The sequence below is a fragment of the Mesorhizobium sp. M7A.F.Ca.ET.027.02.1.1 genome (genome assembly GCF_004022985.1).
Classification (GTDB): Bacteria; Pseudomonadota; Alphaproteobacteria; order Rhizobiales; family Rhizobiaceae; genus Mesorhizobium.
Map to the genome: position 1 here is coordinate 17767 of NZ_RZOL01000015.1, position 19130 is coordinate 36896.

Sequence of the window (19130 nt, forward strand, 5' to 3'; positions counted from 1 at the left end):
CTGTTTCGAATCTGTTTCCACTGGTTAACAAACGTCCCTCTTATAGATGGGTTGGACACGCTCGGCAGGCCCCGCCAGCAAAGACCAGCGGCAGGAACATGAGTATCCGCCTTCAAACGAAAGTGCGAAGTGGCATCATGTGAAAGAACAGTCGTCGACATCGAAACCAACCTGCAACAAAGCGCGGCTCCAAGCGGCATGATCCGGATACGGGGTGCGAGCAAAGTTGACGCAACGAAAACAGCCGGAAACGAACATGGGAACGAAATCGAACGCGCTGTCCTGGCTTCTCAGGATCAGCATCGCGGCGGCGGTCATCGGCGGCGTCGGCACGGTTGCCGGCACCCCGCTGACAAGCCTCGGCGCGATGACATCAGGCGAGATTTCGACGCTGCATGCCGCACTGTTTTTCGCCACGGTCTGGATTGTTTCCAGCCTGCGCATCGCCCGGCTAAAGGCCCTCTGGCGGGTCGGCCTTAGGCTGACGGGTTTGCGCGGCGCCTCCGGCAACTTGCTGCCGAGAGGACCGAAGGCCCGCGCCGCGACGGGGGGCTCCGTGGGCGGCGCGGGCACTTCGGGGGTATCCTGAAGAGACCCGCAACAGGTTCATTTTTGAAGAATTGGCATGGGGAACTGCGACGATGAAAACGAAATTCGCTGCTTCGGTGCTTTCCGCACTGCTTTACGCCCAGGGCCTGCTCGGCTTTGCCGGTCTTGCTACCGTGCTGCTCAGGGACCGCGCCCATGCAAGCGAACTCACCATGGGCAGTGACATGCCGGTGGGGCCATCGCTTCTGCTGGTTCGCTGAGCGTCAAGAGCATCGGGCCCAGAGATGGAAAATCCGATGCCTGACAAAAGGGATTGCGCCAGTACCCGGCGGTCAGTCGGCGAATTGCCGCGGCGGATCGAACCGGTAGCCGGCGCCACGTATTGTGGTGATGGTGTCGGTGTCGAGCTTGCGGCGCAGCCGCACGATGCGCGAATCGATCGAGCGATCGAAGGCGTCGGCGTTTTCGGCCGGTGCCGCGGCGATGATGTCGTCGCGCGTGAGCACCTTGCGCGGACTGGCCAGGAACAACCTGAGCAGCGCCACCTGGCCGGGCGAAAGCTGTTCCTCGGAGCCGGAACGATGCATGACCATGGCCGATCTCAGATCGACGGTCGCGTTCTCCAGCACGATCAGTTCCTGGGTGCCCCTGCCGCGGCGCGAAAGCAGGCCGCCTACACGAGCGGCCAGTTCACGGACATTGAGCGGACTCTCGACGACGTCGGCCGCACCAAGCTCCAGCGCCAGCACCTTGTCGACGAGATCCGCTGGCCGGCAGATCAAGATGAAATCCGGCCCGCCCTCGCCGCCTCCTGCTTGGTCGCCATAACGTCTGAGCAGATCCCGCCCCTCCGCCTGGCTGAGGCTGTCGCCGACGACGACGACGTCGATGCCCTTTCCCGACAGCAGCGATTCGGCCTCCCAGGGCTGACGTGCCTGATGCACGTCGTGGCCGCGCCGCTCGAGATGGTCGGCGAGTTCGGTCGCCACCACTTCGGCTACCGAAACGAGCGCAATAACGGATCGTGCGGCCATCTTTTCCAACCGTTCCCTGGCAACCCGGATATGAGTGCTGGACATGATGTTTATACCCAATCTACTTTCCACTGAAAGTGGGAGCGAAAGCATCGTGCGGGCAAGAATTGTCATAGTCGAGGATGAGCCCGACCTCAGGGACGCGGTCGCCGAATATCTTGGCGCATCCGGCTATGACGTGGCCACCGCTGAAAGTGCTGCCGCGGCGCGCAGCCTCGTTGAAACGCAATCGTTTCATCTCGCCATTCTCGACATCGCCATGCCCGGCGAGGACGGCCTCTCGCTCGGCCGCTGGCTGCGTTCGAAACTGCCGATCGGCATCATCTATGCCACCGCGGCCGGCACCGCGCTCGACCGTATCGTCGGGCTGGAACTCGGTGCCGACGACTACATCGTCAAGCCCTACGAATTGCGCGAAGTGCTGGCCAGGGTCCGCAGCGTGTTGCGCCGCGTTCCCCAGCCGAAGGAACTCCAGGACAAGAAAGCCGGGACGGATCGCCGTTCCGTTGCCTTCGGCCCCTTTCAGGCCGACCTTGACGGCAGGCTGGTCACCGGCGCCAATGGCGCGGTGATCGACATGGCCAAGAGTGAGTTCGACGTGCTGGAGATTTTCCTCACCCGCGCCAACCGGCTGCTGACCCGCGCCGCTATCTCCGAGGCGATCGGTTTCACCGAAGATCCGGAATCGTCGCGCGCCGTCGACATCCGCATCATGCGGCTGCGCAAAAAGATCGAGGCCGATCCCGCCAATCCGAAATTCCTGCGCACGGTACGCGGCGAGGGCTATATCTTCTCGCTGCCGACCGGCGACGGCAACTGAGCACCGGGCCAGAAGGATTCGGTTGCTCGCCAGCCGGAATTGGCACGACTCCGAATTGGCGCGACCCCGGAATGACAGCACAAGATGATCGCTGAAGCAGCAAGCACCGATATGCAAGGGTTCAGGCAGGGCGCGGCGATGGCGGCCGTGCGCGTCGTTCGCCGGCTGCGCGAGGCCGGCGACTGGCAGCGCGAGATGGACGGCATACTGGAAACGCTCTGCCGGGCCATGGATTGCCAGCGCGGCATCCTGTTTCGCTTGCGCGAACTGCCAGGCCAGGGCTTCGCCCAATCCGTCGCCGCCTATTGGATCGACCCTCTTTTCGGCGGCGAACTGGCGTCGCCAACCGTCATCATGCAATCGATCGTCAATTCCGACCCCCTGCTGGAGCGGCTTGCCGAGGACGAGAGGCAAGGCAAGATCTTCGCCGGCCATACGCGCGACCTCGAAGGTTTCCTGAGGACCGATTTCGAGAAGCAGAACATCAAGTCGTTCCTCTCGGTCTCGGTCTTCGCGCATGGCCATCTCTGGGGCACGCTGGCGGTCAATGACTGCGTCAGCGAGCGTGCATGGACCGACGAGGAAGAGGCGACGCTGCACATCATCGCGCTCGCTATCGGCGACGCTATCGAGCGCTCGCCCTCCGACGCCCATGCCAGCGAGGTCATTCGCCGGACTATGCTGCAGGCCTCGCTTGATGCCATCGTCGTCATCGACGAGACCGGCTCGATCATCGAATTCAATCCGGCCGCCGAGAAGATGTTCGGCTTCCAGCGCAGCGACATTCTCGGCAAGGATCTGCTCGATACGATCGTGCCGATCTACTACCGCAAGGGCTATGCTTCGGGGGCCGAATACATGTCCGGCCGCGGCGCGCCGATGGTCGGCCAAAGGCTCGAGACGGTGACCCAGAATGCTGCCGGCGAAGTGTTCCCGATCGAGCTGACGGCGACCGAGATGCGGGTCGCCGACCGCCGCCTGATCTTCGGCTCCATCCGCGACCTGCGCGACAAATTGCGTGCGGAGGAAGAAATCGGCCGGCAGCGCGAGAAGCTGCACCAGAACGAGAAGATGGCGGCGATGGGTTCGTTGCTGGCCGGCGTATCGCACGAGCTCAACAATCCCCTGGCAGTGGTTGTGGCGCAATCGACGCTGCTGCACGAATTCGCTTCCGATCCGCAGACCAAGGTGCGCGCCGAGAAGGTGCGCGCCGCGGCCGAGCGCTGCGGCCGCATCGTCAAGAGCTTCCTGTCGATGGTCCGCCTCCATCCCGCGGCACAGGCCGAGACCGACCTCAACCAGGTGATCCGGTCGGCACTCGAAGTGACCGCTTATGGCGCGCGCTCAAGCGGCATCGTCATCGACACCGATTTCGCCGCCGGCCCGCTGCTGGCCATGGCAGACGCCGACCATGTGACGCAGGTAGCGGCCAACTTCCTCATCAACAGCCAGCACGCCTTGGCTGGCATTGCCGGTGACCGGCTGATCAAGGTGCGGACGTTCCGCAGCGACCGCGGTCACCCCTGCTTCTCGGTCGAGGACAATGGGCCCGGCGTGCCGGAAGCGATCCGCGGCCGCATCTTCGAATCCTATTTCACCACCAAGCCGGTCGGCGTCGGCACCGGCATCGGCCTGTCGATCTCGAAATCGATCATCGAGCGGCACAATGGCAATGTCTGGTTCGAGGAAGTGCTCCCGAGAGGCGCGCGTTTCGTCGTCCAGCTGCCGGCCATCGTGGCCGGCCTCGCCACCGCCGGCGATAACCAGCCGCGATCAAGCGGCCTGCGCCATGCCTTGATCATCGATGACGAGCCGGATGTCGCCGGCTCGCTTTCCGACATTCTCGAACTGATGGGCATCAAGTCGCGGATCGTTCCTGTCTGGGAATCGGCCGCCGCCACTTTGAGCGGCCACATGCCGCCGGACATCGTCTTTTCGGACCTGCGCATGCCCGGCGTCAGCGGCATATCGATCTATCGCGAGCTGCTCGCCGAAAAGCCTGACCTGGCGCGGCGTTTCGTGCTGGTTACAGGCGACCTGATCGGTGCGAAAGCCGAAATCGAGGCCCTGCCGGCACAGCAGCGGCCGCAGATCCTGGAAAAGCCGTTCAGCACGCTGGATGTGCGCAGTGTTCTGTCCGCCATTGCCGAACAGGCGGCCTTTAAAGGATAAAAAAGAGGCCCCCGGGGGCGGGGGCCGAAGAAGAGCGCGCTGGAGGGAGCGCTCGGGGAGTCCAGAGCATGATCCCAAAACGGGAACGGTTTCGGATCAGGCTTCGACAAAATCAGAAAATATTCGGCGTGTCGGCCAACGGTGCGGCAGTGGCGATCATGCGGATGGCGCGGCTCTTGTGTGTTCCGGACTGTTCGACGATTGCGCGCAGGCAGTCGATACTCTCGGCACCCCAGGTCTGGCCCTTGCAGGCGAAGTCGGTCACCGGTACCGGCAGACGCGCGGTCCTGGTCGTCGTCTGCGCGCCGTCGATGAGATTGGACGGCGGATTCAACGAAGCGAAGGCCGGCCCGATTGTCGGCGTGAACGCCATGCCGACGAAGGCGCAAGCAGCCAGCACCATGAACATCGCCATGGGGTGGTCGCTGGCCCGCTGGCGCAGCGCCAGTTTCGGACGGCGGTCATTGCGCTCTGGAGCCTGAAGGCGGCTCTCGCCGCGGATCGTCTGGATTTTCGCATGCATTGCCTTCCCCTTCGCTGAGTTTCTTTTGGAAATGAACTTATCCGCACTTTGTAACGACGATGGGGTGGCGAAGGACTGGCACTGTAACCAATTCGAAACAGCATTCGGGCGAAGTCGGGCAAAATCGGGCATAGCTTCGACGGCGCTCGGGCTTGAGGCGCAACATGACCCGATCTTGCCAAACAGTTTTTCGAAAAGACCAGGCTCAGACCGAAGCTTGAAGCTCGGCAATGATCTTGTGCGCGGCGATACGCCCGGCAATGATGGCGCCCTCGACATACCCCGGAAACGACGGCGAGAGTTCTGAACAGGCGAGATACACCGGCGGTGCGCCGGCAAGGATCGTCCGCTCGGCATCTCTTGCTGTCACGTCGACAACAAGATCGCTGTACGCGCCGCCGCTCCAGCGATCTCCTACCCAGTCACGCAAACTGAAATCGATGACATCACCGGCACTCCGGCCAAGGGCTGCCTCCAACCGGCCGGTCACCTCCGCACGCAGTTCCGGCTCGCCGAGGTCGCGCCAGCGCAGCGCGAGCGACCCGCCGACGAACACGACGAGCGCGGCATGCTCCGCATCCTTGCCGGCGTCGCAGGCAAACAGCCCCGGCGGATCGAGCCACATCACCATGCCGTTCAAATCCCGCCCGCGCCAAAACGGTTTGGCATAGCGCACCAGGATCTTGATAGCCGCGCCGCTTTTCCAGGCGCCGAGCGCCCGCCCCAGTCGGGCTGGCAAGGCGGGAGCAAAGGCGAGCTCCGTAACCGTCGCCGGCGGGACGGCAACCAGGACCGCGCGCGCCTCGATGGCACCCCCGGCCGAAACGACAAGAACACCTTGTGAACTGTGCTCGATGCGCGTGACCGGCTCGCTCAGCCGCAACCGATCGCCAAGGTCGCGGGCCAGATCGTCGGCCAGTGAATGCATGGTTTCGCGCACGAAATATTGCAGCTCCGGCACCTCGTTGGTGACGCGTCGGTCATTGTCGATCAGATACCAGAGAGGAATCTGGTCCAGCGCCATGCACCAGAGACCTTCGATCATCGAACGGAAGACGGCCCTGGCGTCGGCCGAATCGCGCTGGCGGGCAAGCCAGTCGGCAACGGTCAGTCCGGCAATCGAGACGTCGTCCGGATCGATCCCGTTCATGCGCTCGCGGATTGCCATTGCCGCGTCATAGATCCGCTCTGCTCGTTGTACGGACATCGTCGGCTGGGTGATGAAATCGCCATCGACATAGGTTTCAACCAGCGTCTTGCCGCGCGCCTCGATCAGCGCCATCAATTCCGGCATGTCCTCGCACAGGAACTGGCCGCCACTATCGATCCGTTCGCCAAGTCCGTTCAGTCGGGACTCGACGCGTCCGCCGACCCGGTCGCGTGCTTCGAGCAGAATGAAATCGATGTCGGCCTTCTTCATCTCGAGCGCCGCCGACAGGCCTGTGAAACCCGCACCGACGATGACGACATCGGTTCGCTCGAATTCGCCGCCCTCATCCGTGAAGGTCTTCAGCATTGCCGGCTATCCACCCAATCGCATCCGGCTTCCACCGACGAAGTATGTCCTTGTCGACATATGCCGGCGGGCCGCACACGCCATGCCGCAGGCTGTCTCTAACCTATCGTTTTCTCGAGCATATTGAGCCAGTTGCGATAGGCGATTTTTTCGATCAGTGCGCGGCCGAAACCGCGTGCCGCCAATGCATCGATCAGCTTCGGCAGGCCGGCGACATCCCCGATGACGGCCGGGATCATGGCGCCGTCGAAATCGGAGCCAAGACCAACGCCGTCCTCACCCAGCGCCTGCAGCAGCGAATCGATATGCCGCACCATGATGTCGAGGCTTGTGTCGGCATTCATGCGACCATCCTCGCGCAGGAAGCCGGTTGCGAAGTTCAGCCCGACCATGCCGCCGGTTTCGCGAATCGCGCCGAGCTGCCAGTCGGTCAAGTTGCGCGAATGGCCGCATATCGCGTGCACGTTGGAATGGGTCGCGACCAGCGGCGCATCGCTGAGCGCCGCGACATCGCGAAAGCCCTTCTCGTTGAGATGCGAGAGGTCGATCATGATCTTCAGCTGGTTGCAGGCCTTGACCAGCGCCTTGCCGGCATCGGTGAGGCCGGGGCCGGTGTCGGGCGAGGACGGGAAGCGGAACGGCACGCCGTGGCCGAAGGCGTTCGGCCGGCTCCAGACGATGCCGAGCGAGCGCAGGCCGGCTTCATGCAGCACGTCGAGCATGGTGAGCTCGGGATCGATCGCCTCGACCCCTTCGATGTGGAACACCGCGGCGATCGAGCCTTGCGCCATGGCACCGCGCACATCGCCGGCGCTGCGGCAGACGGTGAGCGCTCCGGCCCGTTCCAGCCTGAACAGGATCGAGGCCATCGCGATGGTCGAGGTCAGCGCCTCATTGCGCGGAACCTCGGGCGGCAGCGGCTCGGCGGCACTCGGCGCCAGGGGCACGGCGCCGCGCCTGGATTTCTCGACAGGCGGCGGAAAGATGGCGAACATGCCGCCGGCGAAGCCGCCGGCTTTGGCACGCGGCAGGTCGATATGGCCGCCCGATTTCCCCTCTATGAACAGCTTTTCGACATCCGTGTCTTTCGACTGGTAGAGTCTGAGCAACGTATCGTTGTGGCCGTCGAAGACGGGAACGAGATCGGTTTCGGTCATAGGGGGATCATTCGGTTCGTTTGTCGGCAAGGGGCTGAGATATATCATATCGACTTAGGCAGGATGCGCTACCCGCACAAATGCCAAAGTCATCCCCGTGGGGATCGCAGCCGCTTTCCGCACCGTTTCCAAGCGACGAAACCCCTATTGCTTCAGCACGTCGGCCCATTCCAGATGGCGGCGAAACTGGGCGTTGGCGAACGGGCAGAGCGGGATGATCTTCTTACCCGCCGCACGCGCATCCTCGACGGCGCGGGTGACGAGGCGAAGCCCGGCACCCTGGCCGCGAAAGACGTCCGGCACCTCGGTGTGGTCGATGATGATCTGGTGCTCACCGATCTTGGTGAAGGTCATCTCGGCCTCGGCGCCATCGGGTCCACGCAGGACATAGCGGCCCTTGGAACCGCGATCCTCAAGTTCGATCTCAGGCAGTTGGTCAGGCATCGCTATGCTCCTTGGGCAGCATCGGCAAAGAACCGCCGTGCCGCCTCGATCTCGTTTGGCCGCACCTCGTGCCCGCCATCGTGCCATTCCACTGTGACATCGGCGCCGTCGGCACGCAAATATGCCTCGAGCCGCGTGGTCAGGTTCGGCGGGCAGATCGGGTCGCGCTTGCCGGCGGTCATCAGAATATGGCGGCCGGCGAGACTGCCCTTCACCTGCGGCTCGAACGGGATCAGCGGATGCATCAACACCGACGCGCCGAACAGCGCTGGAACCGCGAACACCACCGAGGCCAGGACATTCGCGCCGTTGGAATAGCCGAGACCCAGCACGGCCGATGGCTTCGCTGCTTCGACATGGGCTTTGACGAAGCCCGCCATCCTGATCGTCGCCCGTGCCAGATCCTCCATGTCGTAGACGCCCTCGCCGGTGCGGCGAAAGAAGCGCGCGGCACCTTGTTCGGACACATCGCCGCGCGGCGAGATGATGGTTGCCTGGGGCGCGAGATCGCGCCCCAGCGACAGAAGCTGGTTCTCATCGCCTCCAGTGCCATGGAAGACGAACAGCAGCGGACCGCCCGGCGAACCGGGCAGCAGCTTGTGGATGTAAGCGTCCTTGCTCATGACCTCAGCCTTCCAGTCTCTGCAGATGCTGTTCCAGATACGGCCGCAGGTGCTGGTGCTGCGACGGCAGCTTCAGCGCCTCGCCCAGATGAGCGGTATCCTCGTCGCGATCGAAACCCGGCTCGTTGGTGGCGACTTCGAACAGCACGCCACCCGGTGTGCGGAAATAGATCGCCCAGAAGTAGTCGCGATCGATTACTGGCGTCACCCCATAGCCGGTGTCCATCAACGCCTTGCGCACCTCAAGCTGCCTGGCGCGGTTCTCGACCGCGAAGGCGACGTGATGGACAGAGCCGGCGCCGAGATCGGCGAAGGCCGTGCTCGGCAGCGATTCGATGTCGATGACATCGGCGCCATTGCCGTTCTTCACCGCCAGCCGCTTGAGATTGCCGGACTTGTCGACTTCCTCATAGCCCATGAACTTCAGCAGCTCCTCAGTGGCGCCGCCATCCTTCAGCCTGAGCGATACCGAATGGAAACCGCGGATCGCCTGGTCGACCGGAACACCGCCTTTCGCCCAGGGCGCTCTGCCGTCACCCTTGCCCTCGACCAGCGCGAAGCCGTCACCATCCGGTCCGGCAAAAGCCAGGCGCTTCTCGCCGAAGGTCTCTTCGCGCGAGAGGCCAGTGACGCCCTCATCGGCAAAACGGCTTTCCCAATAGCCAAGCGTGCCTTCCGGCACCGAGTAGACGGTGGTTCCGACTTCCCCGACCCCATGCCGGCCCTTGCCTATATCGGGGAAAGGGAAATAGGTCATCACCGAACCCGGCGTGCCGGTCTCGTCACCGTAATAGAGGTGGTAGACGTCGGGCGCGTCGAAATTGACGGTCTTCTTGACCCGGCGCTGGCCGAGTTTCCTGGTGAAGAATTCGTTGTTCTGGCGGGCATCCCTGGCCATCGACGTGACGTGATGCAGGCCCTTGATCTGGTCGAGCATTGTCTTGCTCCTTCCTTGGTGCATGTGCGGCCCTCGCCGCTGTCCACGCCAATATGAGGACCAGAGCAGTTTAGGCAAAGGCGGCAAACACAGAATGGACTGTGTCGTAAAAGTGAACGATGGAACAAGGTTCGTTCACCAATTGGCCCGCAGAGTCGGGCTTGCGCCGTGGCCGGAATTCGGTTCCATGAAAGGCGTTCGACATCCCGCGACAAAGGTATTGTGAGTGACTGGAAAAGCCAGGCGGCCCAACATTCTCCTGATCACATGCGATCAGTGGCGTGGCGATTGTCTGTCCGCAGCCGGCCATCCGGTCGTGCAGACGCCGAATGCCGACGCTTTGGCCGCGGAGGGTGTGCTGTTCAAGCGGCACTATGGCGGCGCGGCGCCCTGTTCGCCCGCTCGCGCCTGCCTCTACACCGGCCTCTACCAGATGAACAACCGCGTCTGCCGCAACGGCACGCCGCTCGACGCTCGCCACGGCAACATCGCGCTCTCGGCTCGCGCCCTGGGCTATGATCCGACGCTGTTCGGCTACACCGACGTCTCGCTCGATCCGCGCCTGCTGGCGCCGGGCGATCCGCGGCTGCAAAGCTATGAAGGCGTGCTGCCGGGCTTTACGGTGCGCCAGTTGCTGCCCGAGCACCAGAAGCAATGGCTATCCTGGCTGGAACTGCAAGGTGTCGACGCCAGCGCCGGGTCCCCCGACATCCACCGTCCGCTGGCCGACGGCGTGGCCGGGACCATCAGCAACGCGCCGCCCGTCTACTCCGGGCAACAAACGCCGGCGGCTTTCCTGACCGGCGAATTCACGCGTTGGCTTGGCGAACAGGAGGACGCCACGCCGTGGTTCGCGCATCTTTCCTTCATCAGCCCGCACCCGCCTTTCATTGTGCCGGAGCCCTACAACACGATGTACGATCCGGCTGACGGCCCGGCCTTCCGGCGCGCGGCAAGCTGGCACGAAGAGGCGGAAAACCATCCCTATCTTGCCTATGATCTCGGCCGGCAGAAACAGATAAAATTCCGCCCGGACGCCAGAGGCAAGGTGCACGACTGGAGCGAAGACGATTTTCGCCGCATCCGCGCGATCTATTACGGCATGATTTCCGAGGTCGATGCGCAACTCGGCCGCGTCTGGAAAGGGATTAAGGCCGCAGGCGCGTGGGACGACACCATCATCGTTCTGACCTCGGACCATGCCGAGATGATGGGCGACCATTTCATGCTGGGCAAGGGCGGCTATTTCGACGGCAGCTACCACATTCCGCTGATCATTCGCGATCCGCGCCAAGGCAAGGCGACCGGCGGCAGTGTCGACAGCTTCACCGAAGCGGTCGACATTTTGCCGACGTTTCTCGACCTGGTCGGCGAAGAGCCCGCGCCGCATCTCGACGGCGCCTCGCTGAAGCCGTTCCTGGGCGGAGAAACCCCTGCGGCCTGGCGCGATGCCGCGCATTGGGAGTTTGACTTCCGCTCGATTGCCGCGGGCGAGGCCGAAAGCCATTTCGGCATCGCCGCACGCCAATGCAACCTCGCCGTTATCCGCACGGAACATTTCAAATATGTGCATTTCGGCGGCAATCTGCCGCCGCTGCTCTTTGATCTGGAAAACGATCCGGGCGAGCTGGACAATCTCGCGGCCGACCCCGGCCATCTCACCGTGCGCCTGGAATTCGCCGAACGGCTGCTCGCCTGGCGGGCCGAACATCTCGATCAGTCGTTGGCACTGGCCGAATTGACCCAGAACGGCCTCGTCGGCCATGCCGCTGGCCTGCAACCTGGCCACACATAAATAAAGCCCGCGCCGTTGCCAGCGCGGGCTTCATTGGGCTGAACAGAATTACCTTACGATCATGCGCTGCTGATCGCGCTGCTCAGCATAGCTGCCCTTGTCATAGGCGGTTTGAGCCTCGAGCTGCTCCTTGGTGAAGGTCGTGTAGAGGTACTTGTTGCCGTCCTTGTCGGTCATGAATTTGAGATTATCCATACCAACCGCGACCTCCTTTTCACCGACGCCTAAGAAGCCGCCAACGTCGACGATCACCGCGTCCGTCTTGTTGTCAGGCGCAAGCACGACATCGCCGATTTCGCCTACCCTGGCGTCGTTTGCGCCGTAGACAGTCGTGCCCTTCAGGTCATCGGCACGAATCTCGCCGACCGGCATCTCGGTCAACGTCGACTTGTCGATGGCGGCAGTCTGTGTCTGGTCGGGAGCCGAGGCGTCAGGGGTGGTCGCTGCCGGAGCTTCGGCGGTCTTATCTGCCGGAGCGACAGCAGGAGCCGTCGTGTCGGACGGCACAGCAGCCGGAGCGGTGGCCGCAGGCTCGTTGGAAGCCGTCGTGGCCGGCGCCGGATCATAGGCCTTGCGGTCGAAATCGGGCTGCGCCTGCAGCTCTTCCTTGGTGGTCTGGGCCACCAGCCAGCGGTCGCCATTCTTCTCGGCCCACTGCGCCTTAGAGAAATCATAGGTGACATTCTTGGCGCCGAGGCCAAGGAAACCGCCCACGCCGATGACCAGGGACTCGGCCTTGCCTTCCTTGGTCAGCACGATGTCGTTGACATCGCCGATATTCTGCGCGTCATCACCGGTTCCGTTATATACGTCTTCACCGATGATGTTGGTGGCAAGGTTACCGTCCGCGCGCTTTACCGGTTCCGCCGGAGCGGCGTTCATGTCGGCCGGCTTTTGTGCCGTATCCGTCGTAGCAGGTGCCGTAGGTGCGGTCGCGTCGGTCGATGCCGCAGGTGCGGGGGCCGGACTGTAGGGCTGGCTGTCGAATTCCGCCTGAGCGGTCAACTCGTCCTTGGTCGTCTGGGCTACCAGCCAGCGGTCACCATTCTTTTCGGCCCACTGCAGCTTGCCGTACTCGAAGGCGACGCTCTTGGCACCGACACCCAGAAAACCGCCAACGTCGATGACAACGGATTTCGCCTGCCCATCCTTGTCGAAGACGACGTCGCTGACATTGCCGATGTTCTCGGCATCATCGCCAGTGCCGTTGTAGACGGATTCACCGATGATGTTGGTGACGATGCTGCCCTCTGCGCGGACCGTCGCGGCGCCTGACTCCTGAACGGCTGGGCTCTGTGCCGGCGCCGGGGTCGTCGCACTCTGCGCATATGCGCCCGTCGCGATCAGTGTTGCGAGTGCGGTCGTGGCTAAAAGATTGCGGATCATGATAGTCTCTCCTCGTGCCTGATCTCGTGCGCCGCGTCTTCGCCGGAAAGTCGGACGCGGCATCTACAGGTTCACAACGTCGTGACCAGTCTGTTGTTCCGACAAAACCGCGCCGTCCGGAAATCGAAATCACAGAAATGATCGAGCGGCTTAGAAGCCCCTTCGTGTCAAGGGAACCTTTCCGTCGCCGCCGCGTTTCCGCCATCGGCTGGGCGTGTCCCGGCCGCTTTTTGGCTGACATGATGGAGCGGGGTATGAAATTCGCAGCGGTGCTGAACCGGGATGGCGGCACTTTGCGCACCACCGACCTCGTCGCCTTCTCCGACAGGATGCATCAGACGCTGGAGACGGCAGGGCACTCGCTCAGCATCGAAATTGTCGCCGGCAAGGACGTGGTGGAAACGCTCGACAGCGCGGCTTCGCGTCGCTCTGTCGACGTCGTGCTGGCGGGTGGCGGCGATGGGACCATTTCCGCCGCGGCCGCGCGGCTGATGGGCACGAAGAAGGCGCTTGCCATATTGCCGGCCGGCACCATGAACCTGTTCGCGCGGGGGTTGGGCATTCCGCAGTCACTCGATGGAGCGCTGAAATCCTTCGCCGACGGCGAAATCATCGCGGTCGACGTGGCGACCGCCAATGGCCAACCTTTCATACATCAGTTCTCGATCGGCATGCATGCGAAGATGGTGCAACTGCGCCAGAAGATGGAGTTCGGTTCGCGGTTGGGAAAGATCCGCGCCTCGGCCAAAGCGGCTTGGGCGACGATCAACAATCCACCTGCGATGAATGTGACGCTCGGCATCGGCGAAGCCGAAATGGCGGCACGTATCACCGGCATCGGCATCACCAACAATTTGTTCGGCGAAGGCCATTTGCCTTACGCCGACAATCCGGCGGGCGGCGTGCTCGGTGTCTATGTCACGGTGGCGAAGCAGCGCGCCGAATTGGTCAAGTTTTTCTTCAACGTGGCGCGCGGCAAATGGCGCGACAACGAACATGTCGAAATCCACCAGACGAACAGAACGGTGCTGAAAATCCATTCGAGCAGCCGCAAGTTTCGCGCTGTGATGGACGGCGAATTGGTCAGGCTTGACCGTGAAACGGTAATCGAAATCCAGCCTGGCGCGCTGAATGTGCTGGTGCCGGCGAGCGCGGCCCGATCGAGAGCCGCCTGATGCGATGCGTTGCAACGAACAAACCGGCTTTAGCCAGCAGGAGCCTGCTCGGTGGTGCTGGGCGTGGGGACATGCTGTTCATCGCTGGTTGGCGCCTTGATCAACACACCATAAATCTCGGCAATGCCCCACGCAGCAAACACCAGAAGCAATGCGGCGATCAGGATTCGAAATCCATGCCAGCCCCATCGCCCCTGCCGCGCCTTGTTTTCTGGAATGATCTTGGCCATGCTCGATCCCTGTCTCATTCTGCACCAGCTGGCGCGCTCGGCAAATCATGGTCGGGTAACGGTTCCTCGCTAGGATGGTTCCGGAAAAGCGCGCTGGCCTTGCACCAGCGCAAGCAGGCGGCGGCGAAGACCGGGACGAGGCAAGTGGGGTGACTGGCAAGACGCAAACAGTGCCCGAGCTGCCGGCCGAAGTTGCGCGCGCAGTCAAGGATGTTGACCGGCTCGCCGTGCTGCACGGGTTGGAGATGCTGGATACGGCGGCCGATCCCGATTTCGACCGCGTCAGCAGCCTTGCCGCGGCGGTGATGCAGGTGCCGATGGCCCTGGTCTCGCTCGTCGACCTCGAACGGCAGTGGTTCAAATCCTGCTTCGGCCTGGACGAGGCCGAAACCGCGACCGACGTCTCCTTCTGCGCCCATGCGATTGCCGCCGGCGACGAACCGATGGTGGTGGTGGATGCAACGACGGATCCCCGTTTCAAGACCAACCCGCTGGTCACCGGAAAGCACCATGTCCGCTTCTATGCCGGCGCGCCGATGGTTGTGGCAGGTGCCCGCATCGGCACGCTGTGCGTGCTCGACCGCTCGCCGCATGGTTTTCCATCCCACGCCGAGCTCGACCAGCTGAAGTCGCTCGCCGGCCTCGCTGCCAGCCTGTTCACCCTCAAGGACGCAACCCGCAGCGGCGCGATCGCCGAGGCCGCACTGGTTCGCGAGGAAAAACGACGCGCCATCGCACTCGATGCGGCGTCGCTCGCCAGTTGGGCATGGGATATCCGCACCGATATCATCGAATGCGACACATTGATGTCGGAGCTGTTCAGCCTGCCGCGCTCCAACCGGCTGCGCGCACGTGACATCCTCACCGCCATCGATCCGCGTGACGTCTACCAGACCGAAACCCGCTTTCGCGACGCCCTGACCGGCAGCGACGACTATTTCGGCGAATACCGGGTGAAGGGCTTTCATCCGCCGCGCTGGCTCGCCACGCGCGGCCGTGTCATCGAGCGTGACGGCGACGGCAAGCCGACCTTGATCTTCGGCGTCAACTACGACATCTCCGAGCGCAAGCTCGGCGACGAACGGCAACGGCTGCTGCTGCGTGAGCTCAACCATCGCGTCAAGAACACTTTGGCAACCGTCCAGGCGCTGGCAACGCAGACCGTACGCCATGCCCGCCAGCCAAGCCAGTTCCTTGAGGCCTTCGGCGCCAGGCTTCAGGCCTTGGGCATCGCCCACAATCTGTTGTCGGACCGCGAGTGGCGTGGCATCGGCATCAGTGAACTCGTCCAGATCGAGGTCAAACCTTTCGAAACGGCCGAGCAGCCGCGCATGACGATCTCCGGCGACGACCTGCTGCTGTCGCCCGACCAGGCCGTCGGGCTTGGCCTGATCCTGCATGAACTCGCCAGCAACGCGCTGAAATATGGGTCGCTGTCGGTGCCGTCAGGCAGGGTCGACCTCGGCTGGAGGACGCAAGGCAGGAGGGATGCCCGGCGTCTTGTGCTGACCTGGCGCGAAAGCGGCGGCCCGCAAGTCGCTCCGCCGGATCGGCACGGCTTCGGCTCGATCCTCATTCGCCGCAGCCTGGCCAAGGTCATTTCCAGCGAAGTGACCCATGAATTCCGGCCGGAGGGCGTGTTTGCCGAAATCTCGATGCCGCTGGAAGAGTTGTCAAAGTGACCTCTCCCAACAGCTCTATCTCCGCTCGCTCTCATCCAGATCGTCGGATTTCACATTCTCGCGGTAGATGGCGTAGGCCGCGAGCGCCACGGCCGGCCCAAGAATGACGCCGAGACCGCCTTTTCCCTTGAGCAGGCTCGGCAGCACGGCGAGTGCGGCGGTGATGCCGATCGCCTTCATGTCGGCATTGCGGCGCTGCGCCCGGCGCCGGGCGCGTGAGCCTGCGGAGATCCGGTAGATCAGCAGGATAAGTCCGGCAAGCACCAGGAAACCGACGCCAAACCCCAGTGCCGCGGCAAGCGGCCCATAGCGCAGCGCCGTCCAGATATAGGCGGCCCCGACAAGAAAGCCGAGACCGCAAAGTGCGGCGGCCAGGGCGATCACATAGACGATTGCCGCCGTGCGCGCCCGGTGTATGGCGGCCACGGTTTCCCCCGAGGCGAGGCCCGAGATCAGGGTTGCCAACATTCCCATCCGGAGCGCGACTAGCGACGCGCGATGAGCGCGAAAAGGAAGCCTACGCCGGCGGCGATCGCCAGTGACGTCACCGGCTTTTCACGCACGCTTGCCATCATCTGCGCTTCGATGTCCTTGGCATTGCTGCGCAGGCTGTCAAAGGCTGCTTCGCCCTGCGCACGCAACTGCTCGACCCCTTCCGTGGCTGCGCGGCGCGCGGTGCCATAGCCATGCTCGCCGGTCTTGGCCAGTTGTTTGGTGAGCTTGTCGATGTCGGCCTTCAACTGCCTGATGTCGGCTTCCAGGTCCGCATTTGCACGGGCTTCGTTTGCGGTCTTTCCTGCGGCAGTGGCCATAGCTTAACTCCTTGTGATTGCTTGGTTTCAAACGCGCTGCGCGTCTCAAGGTTCCGGCATCGGGGACAAAGTAGCCGAAAACGCATCGGCGCGCACCCCGTCCGCCGGCTCCGGCAAAACACGCTTCCTCAGATTAATGGCCGGCGCGCTTCACCCAGCCCTTCCCAGCCGGCGAGCCGCTTGAGCCCTTCATTGTCGGAAACCACGCAGCCGCCGTCGCGCCAGACGATCAGCTTGCGATCCATCAGCTTGCGGATCGTCTTGTTGGTGTGAACCAGCGACAGGCCAAGCGTATCGGCGATGTGCTGTTGCGTGATCGGTATCTGGACGGATTGGTTGCCATTCAGTCCGACAACCTTGGCGCGGCTGCCGATGAAGGCGATGAGATAGGCAGCGCGCTCGATCGCACTGCGGCGCCCGAGGCTGAGCAGATTCTCGTCCAGCATCCGCTCTTCACGCGATGCGATCCAGGTGATGTCATAGGCCAGCCCGGGATGATTGCGGTACAGCTCATGCAGATATTCGCGCTCGAAAACACACAGCAGCATCGGCGACAGTGCCTCCACGGAATGCTGCATCTCGCCCATCACACTGCCTTGCAGGCCAATCAGATCACCGGGCATGAGATAGTTGAGAATCTGGCGGCGGCCGTCCAGCAACAGCTTGTAGCGAAACGCCCAGCCGGAGAGCACCGTGTAGAGATGGGCGCTATGGCTTCCCTCCACCAGCACCGTGCCACCCTTTTCGACTGCGAGTTCGCCCTTCTTGAATTTGCTGATGAAGGCCAGTTCCTGTTTTTCGAAATCGCGAAAAATCGGCAACGGCCGCAATGGGCAGTTCTCGCAAGGATATTGGCGGCTGGAGAAAGCGCTATTGTTCTGAACCGACATTTCGACCCCCCTTCGAAAGCCGCTCTTGGAGAGCGCGTTTCAACGCGTTGCAAGGATTGAGGTTCCGCCCGCTTGCCACATGTCTTTTTTAAATGACAGCAAGCGAATTAGCGATCATGACTCCGGCGTTTCAAGGAGTCTTTGCCTGTGCCCACATTGCTCGACGGATTGCGGATTCTGGTCCTGGAGGACGAATTTCTGATCGCCATGGACGTCGAGCAGCTTTGCCGCGACCATGGCGCCGATGAGGTGGTGATCGCCCGTGACCTGACCGAGGTCGATGGCCGCGAGGTCGCCACGCGATTCGATGCAGCCATTGTCGACTTGATGCTGGGCGGCGCCTCAACCATCGATTTCGCCTCCGGGCTGCGCGCGGCAGGCATACCTTTCGTGTTTGCGTCGGGCTATTCGGATGTCGATGAAATCAAGGCATCGTTTCCGGGCGTCAGGGTGGTTGGCAAACCCTATTCGGGTGAAGACCTCGTGCAAGCGGTCGCCGCGGCCTGCGGACGCGCTTGAGACACGATCGCGGTCAGCTCGCCGGCGAGCTCGTTACCTGGGCCGAAATTGCGTCCGGACCATACTCGTCCTCGCCTGATATTTTCAGGATCTCCTGCAGGCGCGTACGGGCTCGGCTGACGCGGCTCTTGATCGTTCCCACCGCGCAACCGCAGATCTCGGCGGCCTCCTCGTAGGAGAAACCAGATGCGCCGATGAGGATGATGGCTTCGCGTTGGTCCTCCGGCAATTGCTCCAGGGCGCCGCGAAAATCCTTCAGGTCGAGCTGGCCGTGCTGCGCCGGATGAACGGCAAGCCTGGCCGTCATGATACCGTCGCTGTCCTGCACTTCGCGCCCGCGCTTGCGCATCTGAGAATAGAACTCGTTGCGCAGGATGGTGAAAAGCCACGCCTTGAGATTGGTGCCGGGCTGGAAGCTCTCATGCTTGTCCCAAGCCTTGACGAGGGTTTCCTGGACGAGGTCGTCGGCTTTATCGGCATTTTGCGTCAGCGACACGGCGAACGCGCGCAGACTTGGGATTGCCCCAAGCAGATCAGTCTTGAAGCCTTGTGAGACCGCGGCCATGCCTCAGTCCTTCTTCTGTGCGGGTTCAGCCTGTTCCAGCTGGCTAAGCAACTGGGAAAAGCGATCCGGCACATCGTCGGAGACCAGCGCGTCGTAATATTGTTTGAGTTTGCGTCCGATTTCGGAGTTCGGCCCAAGAGCGTCACCAGAACCGTTCCGGCGCCTGCTTTCGGCGCCAGCCAGAATATCTTTCGTCATATCCTTCATTTTGCCCTTGTATTCCCAGCGCTCAAACCGCTCTTATCATACTCAACACAACGCAAGCGGCGCCGTCGTCTGGTTGCCCATCCCGACCCCAAAC

Annotated in this window: 22 protein-coding genes; 8 read left to right on the forward strand and 14 right to left on the reverse strand. The window is 62.7% G+C overall.

From position 1 onward, the window contains the following. Positions 1-256: 256 nt before the first annotated feature. Together EN749_RS03510 and EN749_RS03515 are read left to right on the forward strand one after the other, a co-directional pair. Positions 257-589: a hypothetical protein gene (locus EN749_RS03510; RefSeq protein WP_023811017.1), complete on the forward strand. Its 333-nt coding sequence runs from the start codon at positions 257-259 to the stop codon at positions 587-589. A 52-nt stretch (positions 590-641) separates the two neighbouring features. Next, the gene (locus tag EN749_RS03515; RefSeq protein ID WP_081738724.1) at positions 642-809 is read left to right on the forward strand and encodes a hypothetical protein; all 168 of its coding nucleotides are present in this window, start codon (positions 642-644) and stop codon (positions 807-809) included. 72 nt (positions 810-881) lie between these two features. On the opposite strand, the gene EN749_RS03520 is transcribed toward EN749_RS03515, so the two are convergent. Then, entirely contained in the window at positions 882-1583 is a 702-nt protein-coding gene (locus EN749_RS03520; protein ID WP_127395729.1) for a response regulator transcription factor, read from the reverse strand. A 46-nt stretch (positions 1584-1629) separates the two neighbouring features. On the opposite strand from EN749_RS03520, the gene EN749_RS03525 reads away from it, so the two are divergent. After that, the gene (locus EN749_RS03525) at positions 1630-2403 is read left to right on the forward strand and encodes a response regulator transcription factor (RefSeq protein WP_174800345.1); all 774 of its coding nucleotides are present in this window, start codon (positions 1630-1632) and stop codon (positions 2401-2403) included. Between the two features lie 84 nt (positions 2404-2487). After that, entirely contained in the window at positions 2488-4575 is a 2088-nt protein-coding gene (locus EN749_RS03530) for an ATP-binding protein (RefSeq protein WP_164873775.1), read from the forward strand. A gap of 112 nt (positions 4576-4687) precedes the next feature. On the opposite strand, the gene EN749_RS03535 is transcribed toward EN749_RS03530, so the two are convergent. The 6 genes from EN749_RS03535 to EN749_RS03560 form a co-directional block, all read right to left on the reverse strand. Beyond that, on the reverse strand, positions 4688-5098 hold the full coding sequence (locus tag EN749_RS03535; protein ID WP_128362575.1) for a hypothetical protein: 411 nt from the start codon (positions 5096-5098) through the stop codon (positions 4688-4690). Positions 5099-5303: 205 nt separating this feature from the next. Continuing rightward, positions 5304-6614 (reverse strand): flavin monoamine oxidase family protein, encoded by a 1311-nt coding sequence (locus EN749_RS03540; protein ID WP_127809096.1) that lies wholly within the window; start codon positions 6612-6614, stop codon positions 5304-5306. Between the two features lie 98 nt (positions 6615-6712). After that, a complete protein-coding gene (locus EN749_RS03545; protein ID WP_127268955.1) occupies positions 6713-7771 on the reverse strand; it encodes a dipeptidase in 1059 nt (352 codons plus the stop codon). A gap of 144 nt (positions 7772-7915) precedes the next feature. Beyond that, positions 7916-8215 (reverse strand): GNAT family N-acetyltransferase, encoded by a 300-nt coding sequence (locus EN749_RS03550; protein WP_127397679.1) that lies wholly within the window; start codon positions 8213-8215, stop codon positions 7916-7918. Between the two features lie 2 nt (positions 8216-8217). Further along, the gene (locus EN749_RS03555) at positions 8218-8838 is read right to left on the reverse strand and encodes an alpha/beta hydrolase (RefSeq protein ID WP_127330369.1); all 621 of its coding nucleotides are present in this window, start codon (positions 8836-8838) and stop codon (positions 8218-8220) included. Positions 8839-8842: 4 nt separating this feature from the next. Beyond that, positions 8843-9775, reverse strand: coding sequence for a VOC family protein (locus tag EN749_RS03560; protein WP_127397680.1), 933 nt, complete (start codon positions 9773-9775; stop codon positions 8843-8845). 226 nt (positions 9776-10001) lie between these two features. Between EN749_RS03560 and EN749_RS03565 the strand changes: the two genes are divergently transcribed. Continuing rightward, positions 10002-11570, forward strand: coding sequence for an alkaline phosphatase family protein (locus EN749_RS03565; protein ID WP_128362576.1), 1569 nt, complete (start codon positions 10002-10004; stop codon positions 11568-11570). Between the two features lie 48 nt (positions 11571-11618). Here EN749_RS03565 and EN749_RS03570 read toward each other — a convergent pair whose 3' ends face one another. Beyond that, positions 11619-12956, reverse strand: a complete 1338-nt coding sequence (locus tag EN749_RS03570; RefSeq protein WP_127269169.1) for a PRC-barrel domain-containing protein — start codon at positions 12954-12956, stop codon at positions 11619-11621. A 254-nt stretch (positions 12957-13210) separates the two neighbouring features. Between EN749_RS03570 and EN749_RS03575 the strand changes: the two genes are divergently transcribed. Further along, positions 13211-14131: a diacylglycerol kinase family protein gene (locus tag EN749_RS03575; RefSeq protein WP_128362577.1), complete on the forward strand. Its 921-nt coding sequence runs from the start codon at positions 13211-13213 to the stop codon at positions 14129-14131. A 29-nt stretch (positions 14132-14160) separates the two neighbouring features. On the opposite strand, the gene EN749_RS03580 is transcribed toward EN749_RS03575, so the two are convergent. Beyond that, positions 14161-14361 carry a hypothetical protein gene (locus EN749_RS03580; protein ID WP_127269171.1) on the reverse strand — a complete coding sequence of 67 codons (201 nt, stop codon included), beginning with the start codon at positions 14359-14361 and terminating at the stop codon, positions 14161-14163. A gap of 149 nt (positions 14362-14510) precedes the next feature. Between EN749_RS03580 and EN749_RS03585 the strand changes: the two genes are divergently transcribed. Then, positions 14511-16043 carry an HWE histidine kinase domain-containing protein gene (locus EN749_RS03585; RefSeq protein WP_128362578.1) on the forward strand — a complete coding sequence of 511 codons (1533 nt, stop codon included), beginning with the start codon at positions 14511-14513 and terminating at the stop codon, positions 16041-16043. A gap of 15 nt (positions 16044-16058) precedes the next feature. Here the strand turns inward: EN749_RS03585 and EN749_RS03590 are convergent, their stop codons facing one another. The 3 genes from EN749_RS03590 to EN749_RS03600 form a co-directional block, all read right to left on the reverse strand. Continuing rightward, positions 16059-16517 carry a hypothetical protein gene (locus EN749_RS03590; RefSeq protein ID WP_127395721.1) on the reverse strand — a complete coding sequence of 153 codons (459 nt, stop codon included), beginning with the start codon at positions 16515-16517 and terminating at the stop codon, positions 16059-16061. Between the two features lie 11 nt (positions 16518-16528). After that, positions 16529-16855 carry a DUF883 family protein gene (locus EN749_RS03595; protein ID WP_128362579.1) on the reverse strand — a complete coding sequence of 109 codons (327 nt, stop codon included), beginning with the start codon at positions 16853-16855 and terminating at the stop codon, positions 16529-16531. Positions 16856-16983: 128 nt separating this feature from the next. Beyond that, on the reverse strand, positions 16984-17745 hold the full coding sequence (locus EN749_RS03600; RefSeq protein ID WP_127269632.1) for a Crp/Fnr family transcriptional regulator: 762 nt from the start codon (positions 17743-17745) through the stop codon (positions 16984-16986). Positions 17746-17892: 147 nt separating this feature from the next. Between EN749_RS03600 and EN749_RS03605 the strand changes: the two genes are divergently transcribed. After that, the gene (locus tag EN749_RS03605) at positions 17893-18264 is read left to right on the forward strand and encodes a response regulator (RefSeq protein ID WP_127395719.1); all 372 of its coding nucleotides are present in this window, start codon (positions 17893-17895) and stop codon (positions 18262-18264) included. 13 nt (positions 18265-18277) lie between these two features. On the opposite strand, the gene EN749_RS03610 is transcribed toward EN749_RS03605, so the two are convergent. Together EN749_RS03610 and EN749_RS03615 are read right to left on the reverse strand one after the other, a co-directional pair. Then, complete coding sequence (locus EN749_RS03610; RefSeq protein ID WP_013529285.1) at positions 18278-18829, reverse strand: RNA polymerase sigma factor; 552 nt, start codon at positions 18827-18829, stop codon at positions 18278-18280. A gap of 3 nt (positions 18830-18832) precedes the next feature. Further along, positions 18833-19036: a NepR family anti-sigma factor gene (locus EN749_RS03615; protein WP_023810998.1), complete on the reverse strand. Its 204-nt coding sequence runs from the start codon at positions 19034-19036 to the stop codon at positions 18833-18835. Positions 19037-19130: the final 94 nt, after the last annotated feature.